Annotated in this window: 5 protein-coding genes; all 5 read right to left on the bottom strand. The window is 60.1% G+C overall.

All coding sequences use genetic code 11. The annotated features are described in order from the left end of the window. A partial coding sequence (locus A3722_RS22990) for a transposase (RefSeq protein WP_150120398.1) occupies positions 1–132 on the bottom strand: 132 nt, incomplete at its 3' end. Positions 133–386: 254 nt separating this feature from the next. Then, a complete protein-coding gene (locus A3722_RS01815) occupies positions 387–2,339 on the bottom strand; it encodes a UvrD-helicase domain-containing protein (RefSeq protein ID WP_067625279.1) in 1,953 nt (650 codons plus the stop codon). Continuing rightward, a complete protein-coding gene (locus A3722_RS01810) occupies positions 2,336–4,570 on the bottom strand; it encodes an ATP-dependent nuclease (protein ID WP_067625278.1) in 2,235 nt (744 codons plus the stop codon). The genes A3722_RS01815 and A3722_RS01810 overlap by 4 nt, the downstream gene beginning before the upstream one ends. Positions 4,571–4,863: 293 nt before the next feature. Beyond that, positions 4,864–5,478, bottom strand: a complete 615-nt coding sequence (gene scpB, locus A3722_RS01805; protein ID WP_067625277.1) for an SMC-Scp complex subunit ScpB — start codon at positions 5,476–5,478, stop codon at positions 4,864–4,866. A 2-nt stretch (positions 5,479–5,480) separates the two neighbouring features. Beyond that, the gene (locus tag A3722_RS01800; protein WP_067625276.1) at positions 5,481–6,365 is read right to left on the bottom strand and encodes a DUF1403 family protein; all 885 of its coding nucleotides are present in this window, start codon (positions 6,363–6,365) and stop codon (positions 5,481–5,483) included. Between the last annotated feature and the right edge of the window lie 237 nt (positions 6,366–6,602).

Here is a 6,602-nt window from a genome sequence, read left to right as displayed (position 1 = left end):
GGTGCTGGGGATCAGTTCGTATCGCTTCGCCACCGCCTTGACCGTCTCGCCTTCAATCAATGTCTCAGCAACAATCCGAGCTTTCAACTCAGACGGCCAATTCCGCTTCCCGTCCGCACGACGAGGCACCATTGCCAGAAACTCGCTTGTAGCTCCCATCGAGAAACTCCCCACAAAACAAAGAAGCCTCTGAATCGCAGATCAAGCGCTAAGCTGTAAGTGTGGGAGCGGCGCACCGCATACGGTTAAGAAAAGACCACAACATTAAGCAGCTCACCTGTAGTACTCGGGCATAAAGAGGCGCTTCTTGACGATCGGAAATCATGACCAACCGGGTTTACACGGCTGGTCGACATAAGCGGCCCAGAATGGTCACTACTGAATGTTCAGCATTGCTGTGCAGCTTCCTGAAAGGTCCCGTCGGCCGCAGCCATCACGACCTCGTCTTCGGCCATCCATTTGTTGGTGATCAGAAACCTGCGGACCGCGTCGGGGGCTTCGGAATAGAGCACAAGCGCGAGGCTCTCTTCAGCCCGCGTGCAGGTAACGTATAGCAAACGGCGGGTGCGCTCGATCGTGGTTTCTTCGCCCTGTTCCGCCTTTTTCTGAGAGGCTGGGGACAGGCGCTTTACGTCAAACAGCGTCTCGTAGGAGGCAAGGCCCTTGAAGCGTGTGTGGGCGTCATCAGCGATCACCATGACCCGTGGAAATTCGAGCCCCTTGACCCCTTGGTGGGTGCCATATGGGCTGCGGTCTTCGACATAGGCGAGGTAACGCGCCACTTGGGAAAACGGCGCCTTAAGCGCTTGCGTCCAAGCCCCAGTGATAGCGGTCTCGGGGGGCGGTGTGGCCTCGGGCGTAGTCAGGTCCAGCTCGGCAAGGATGTCGGCCATGTCTTGGGCCATGGGACTGTCGTCAGGCAAACACGGCCGAAGCTGGTCAGGGATCGGGAACAACCGGTGCTCGGCCACGACCGCTAACACTTCGGCACAACTCGGGTCCCATTCGTCATTGAATAGCGTCATCAGCGCTGCGACGCCCGCCCGCGCCGCGTCGAGGCCAGTAGCCTGGCCTCCGCGCCCCGTCCGGATACCTCTCTTATCGACCAGCGGTGAGCCGTCGCGCAGCACTGCCATCGCGGCAAAGGCATCCCCATTCCTTTGTGCCGTCACCAAAGGCAAGACCCGGTGGGTGAAAAGCCGCATCGCGGGCAAGGTGCCATCGCGAAACCCGTCCTTGAGCTTGTCGGGTTTGCTCAGGGGCTCAAACAGCTCACTAAAGCCAAGACGCGCGGCGGCCATGTGACGCTCGATCGTGAGGGTCTTGATCGCCTCCGCGTTCTGCCACGCGGGGTCTCCGGTGACGCGGGCCATCTCCACGCAGGTTGAGACTTCAAAGGTTGCTCGATCCGTGCCTTCACTCGGCGCAAGAAAAACACGCACGGTGCCACCCGGTTTATCTTCGCGCGCCCGCTGCTGGCGGCCATCTTCATCGCGCCGGATCGAATTCGCCAGGTCCACGATCCGCTTGCGGCTGCGGTGGTTCATCTGTTTGGCCGGTTGCGCAAAATCCCCCACTCGCTGGTCAAGATCGCGCAAACCATCAGTATAAATGCGCTGCATCGTGTCCCCGAGCAGCCCTAGGACGATGCGACCGCGATGGCGCGCCTCGAATGTCAAAAGTGCCTCCATCAACGGTTTCATCGTGTCCTGGCTCTCGTCGATCAGGATGAACGGATAGCGTGCCAAGACGATGTTCTGGAACGTCTCGCTTTCAGTCAGGAAATGCGCAGCGAGCGCAATGACCTCGGTATGTTGCAGCGCATCGCGGCCGAAATTGTCCCCCTCGGGCGCATAGGTGAAGGCGCGGATTTCAGCCAGGCGCTCCAGCCGCTTCGTCTTGGAGGCCATCTTCTTCTCGCGTTTGTCATGGGCGTCGGTGCCCGAACGGCCCTTCGCATGGGCTGCTTGGATTTCGGCAATCTCTGTCTGCAAGTTGCTCTCTAGCCAGCCCCGAATATCAGCTGAGCGCCCCTCGATGAGCGACCAGGCGAAACTGTGGATAGTCTGCACCTGAAACACCGGATCGGCCTTGACGCGGCGTGTGATCTCATCTGCGGCGGCGTTAGTATAGGTGATGACGGCAATCTTGCGGCTGTGTTTGCGCAAGGTGGTCAGGATCTGTGTGCCCAATCCCTCAAGAGCCTCCTTGAGAGATCGCGTCTTGCCCGACCCCGCCCCGGCAAAGAGAAAGAAGCTGCGCGGCTGATCGAGGGACAGGCACTCGCGAATCGTCGCGTCAGCGCCCGCGTCGCGGGTAGCGTCGGTCATATCTGTCATGCCGCGCCCTCCACGCCCTTTAGCTGGCCCGCGAGCCAGGTAAGGCCGGTGTCGATATATGGCGGCGCGCGCAACGCTTTGATGTCTTTGATGTACAATAGATCCAGTGCGAAGGCGGCCTTTTCCGGTCTTTTTGCCAACCTTTCAAAGAGTGCATTGGCGAGGTCTTCAGGGGCCTGAGCCTCAGCGATGGATTTGGCAAAGGCACGGGTCATAACGCAGGAGAACTCTGTCGCTGCGGCGTCCGTCACGGCTTTGGGGTTGGTCAGAACAAGAGCATCCTCGAAGGTGCTGGGCGTGACGTTCGTGGACACCGAGCCAAGTGTCACGTTTTGCGAGGTTTGATAGCTGACGGCGATGGGGCGGTCAGGGGCCGTGTGACACAGGGCCTTGGGAGGCGAGGCTAACAACGCATCGATCTCTGCCAGCTTGGGGAGCCAGGTTTTTAGTACGTGGTTGGCGGTGGTTTGAGCGGCCCTGCAGCAAGGCTGGACCGATTCTTTGACGACCTTCCCGCCTTTGTTGACCTCTGCCACCGCGTCGAGATCGGTGATGATCAGCGTCGGCACTTCCAGCGCCTCGACCAGAGGCCGCAGCCTATGCGCGTGACTGCCCCCCAGTTCCAAAAAGGACAGATAGGCTGCAGCCAAATCAGGGTAGTGATGCTGGATCAGATGCGGCAGCAGAATCCGCTCCGCAGCACCCTCAATCACGATGATGGCGTCTGCGAAGAATAGATCAAAATGTGTAGTCAGCAGATAGCGCGTCACGAAGCGATGGGTTTCATTGTCCGCACCAAAGAGCCCAGTCATATTCGCCACACTGGCCGTGGGCACAACTCCGTGACTTGGCAGCTCGCGCTTGAAGTAACGCAGCTCCTCAAACGCGGCGGCGTGTGCGATATGGCCCGAATGGGTGCTCACGACCAGCTGAGTGGTAAAGGCCGAGCCCTCCTGCTCCAGATCTTTATGGTTGCGCAGCACCTTGTGTGCCCTAGCCATAAACACCTGCTGCACCTGAACATGCAGGTGCGCCTCCGGTTCCTCGATCAGCACCAGTTGCAGGGGTTCGATACCCTTGTCGTCTGGGGTCACCGCCTTTGACTTGAACTTTCCTACCTGCATCCAGTCATCACGGAAACGCATGAGCTGAAACACCATGGAGATCAGGTTCTGGAAACCCAGGCCGTTGTAGCCTTCTGGCAGTTTCACCCCGGATGTGTCGCCCGAGATGTCGTATTGCACCGCAGCCGGGTGATCGAGCCCGTCAACGGGTTTGATCTGAGTGGCTATGAAGAGTTTCGGATTGTTCAGCCCGCCGGGGTAGCCGAGACTTTCCAGTTCCTTGATAGCATCAGCGAACCCATCCTTGAGCCGGGCATTAAAGGTGGTTTCGGCATCATGGATTGCCTCGAGCGCTTTGACATCGTTCGGCGTGGGGTCCTTTTCGGGGTCGATATGTTTACGGAAATAGGGCTGTATCTGGCTGGCAATCTTGCGGCTAGTCGCGCTCATCGCTTCATCGTCGTCGCCGTTACTGTCCCCTGCGTCTGCGAAACCGCGTTGCGCGTTGATCTCACGAATGTGGATGAGTCCAGCAAAGGGGTTTGAACCGATCCCCTCCGCCAATGGCGGCAGGGGATGCGGCTCCACCGGCCCTGTTGTGGTGAAGCACATGGGATCCAAAAGATAGGCGTTGAGTTCGAATAGGTCCCGCAGTCGTTTGTCCAGAAACTCCCGAAAATCGCGCGGCCAAAGCGCGAACCCTTTGGCCGTTGCGCCGCCGGGTTGCAGCGTTTGAGCGGCTTCTCGTGCAGCCAGGTACTGCGCCTTGATGTCCGACCCGTTCTTTGGCTCAAGTCGCAGGCGTACCCCGAGCAGGCCACCTGTCCAGGTAAGGGTGGGGATCAGATGCGCGACATGGTGAAGTTCTGAGTTGTCTGCGTGGAGCCAGACGTCGATGAACGGAAGCTGGTCTTGGAGCGGGCTGAGATCCGCCTCGGCCTCCGGTGTCCAAGTACCCGCAATCTTTTCGATAGCGGCCCAGTTTGAGGCTGAAACATCACGCGCGTCGATACCGCCCCGATCCTTGAGGAATTTGCGCAGCGCCTTCATGGCCGATGTCTTCCCGCTGTTATTGGCCCCGACGAGCAGAGTTTGTTTGTCCGACATATCCAGACGGGCGCGTCGTAATTTTCGAAAATTGAAAACTTCAATGCGTGTGAGCTTCATAGATTTGGTGTCCCCCTCGCAGGAAATGCTACGATAGTTTCTCTATATATACTCGTCCTGCGGGTGTGTAGCCGTGCTCAACCGTCAGGGTTCTCCCACTATTCACTGTCTGGCTATTCGCTTCGCAGACTCACGGGAGGTGGGGTGGAAATCGCATAGTAGGGCTTCGACTTCTCATCGGCCGCGAGGCGTATCGCCGGAGGCCTTGCCGCTAATAAATGCACGGGGCTTCGCTCAGAAATACTGAAACGATAATCCGAACGGCGGACTTTACGCTCAGCATCGGCAACGCGTTACCCGAAATCGACTTGTGAAGCTTCCGCCACAACCCCAGCATCTTCCAACTGCTCCCGATCGGGAAGATCGCGCAGGGACTCCAACCCGAAGGCGACGAGGAACTGCTCTGTGGTGACGAAGGTGTAGGGAGCGCCGCGCCGAGGCGACCTTGGCCCGGTCCCGATCAGGTCGCGCGCATGCAGCCGCCCAATCAGATCACGGCTGATCTCCTTACCGAAGATGTCCTTCAGCCCGTCGCGTGTGATCGGTTGGTGATAGGCGATGGCGGCCAGGACCGCGACGTCGAATTCGCTCAGGTCCAGCAATTGGTCCCCGATATCTGCCGCCGCGCGGATCGCGGGGCCGTAGGTGGCGCGCGTGCGGAACATCAAGCCCCCGGCGACCTGGGCGATCTCGAAGGCCCGCCCTTCCAGATCGGCGGCAAGGTCCTCGACCAGCAGGTCGACCGAGGCCCCCTGCCCCACCACGCGCGCCAGGTCGTCGCGCGGCACCGGCGAGGCAGAGGCAAAGAGCACCGCCTCGATCCGGCGCATCCATTCCCGCCAGCGCGCCTCCGGCGGCAGGTCGAGCAACTCACGATCCAATTCGGGGTCAGAGCGATCCTTCGCCATCCCTACACTCCGTAGAGCCGGAAGGTGTCGCGCCCGGACAGTTCGCGTACCGCGCCGAGGTCAACCAGCCGGTCGCAGAGCCGCCGCGCGGCGCGATCCGGCAAGGGCAAGGCCGAAGGCGTCACAGCATCGCGGGTCAGGAACATCTCGACCGCGTCGACCGCCCCCTTGGCACGCAGCTTGGGTGCGACCGCCTTCAGATGCGCCGCCCGACGCGCGAGGTCGGCAGCATGCCTGGCGGCCTCGATCACTGAAGGGATTATTGCCCGATGACAGGCCAAGCGAAGGTCATCGCCTTGCTTGCGCAGGTCGGCGCGTTTCAGGCCAGGGGCCAGCAGCGGCACGAGATGATCCCAACCGAGGGCCTGGGAGAGGGCCGCCTCCGCAAGGATCAGCGCCGCAACCTCTGCGCGCGGTGCCGCGCGAAATACTGCCTCGAGCACCATCGCAGCTCGGCCAACGGGCACCCCCTGACCCGCATCTAGCCAAGTCGCGATCTGGCCTTGCTCGAGGGTCGGCAAGGCTCGGCCCAGAGCCTTGATCGACACCGGCCGCTCCACCGCGCGCCGCCACGCAAGGTAGGTTTCACCGCCCGGTCCGGGAAGATCGCCGGGGCGCAGTAGGTGCACCGCGTCGCGCAGGTCCCCTGCCCTCTCTGGTCGGCCAGAGAACGCGACACAAGCCTCCGCTGCGCGCAGCGCGAGCCGGTCCCGCAACAAGGCTTGGGGCACCTCCGCGCGTCCGAGCACAACATGCAGGTGGTTCAGCGCGGCACCCGACAAAAACGCAACATCTTCAGGGGTTTCAGGACGTGCTGACGTGACCCATGTAGGCATCCGGAGTATCCTGGTTAAGTCGTCGGTGGGAACTTGCAGGGCGTTTGGCATGTTCAAAGCCTATAACACGACGGCGCTTTTCACCAGAAATTATCACTGAAAACGCCTCACCTTGCGTGGCCTCATTATGTCCAATAAGTTTACATTATCGGACGTAAAAATGATATGCTCAAAAACATGGGTTGTCGTTTTAGTTTCATGGGTGGATTCGGCCAAAATCCCCCCTCTCGTCGAGGAAATTTCCATTTACCGGTGGACAGGCCTCTTGCTCAACCTGTGGACTCGTTC

The sequence above is a fragment of the Sulfitobacter sp. HI0027 genome, assembly GCF_001634775.1.
GTDB lineage: Bacteria > Pseudomonadota > Alphaproteobacteria > Rhodobacterales > Rhodobacteraceae > Sulfitobacter.
Note: the sequence above shows the minus strand (reverse complement) of the source record. Positions and strands in the feature narration are given on the sequence as shown.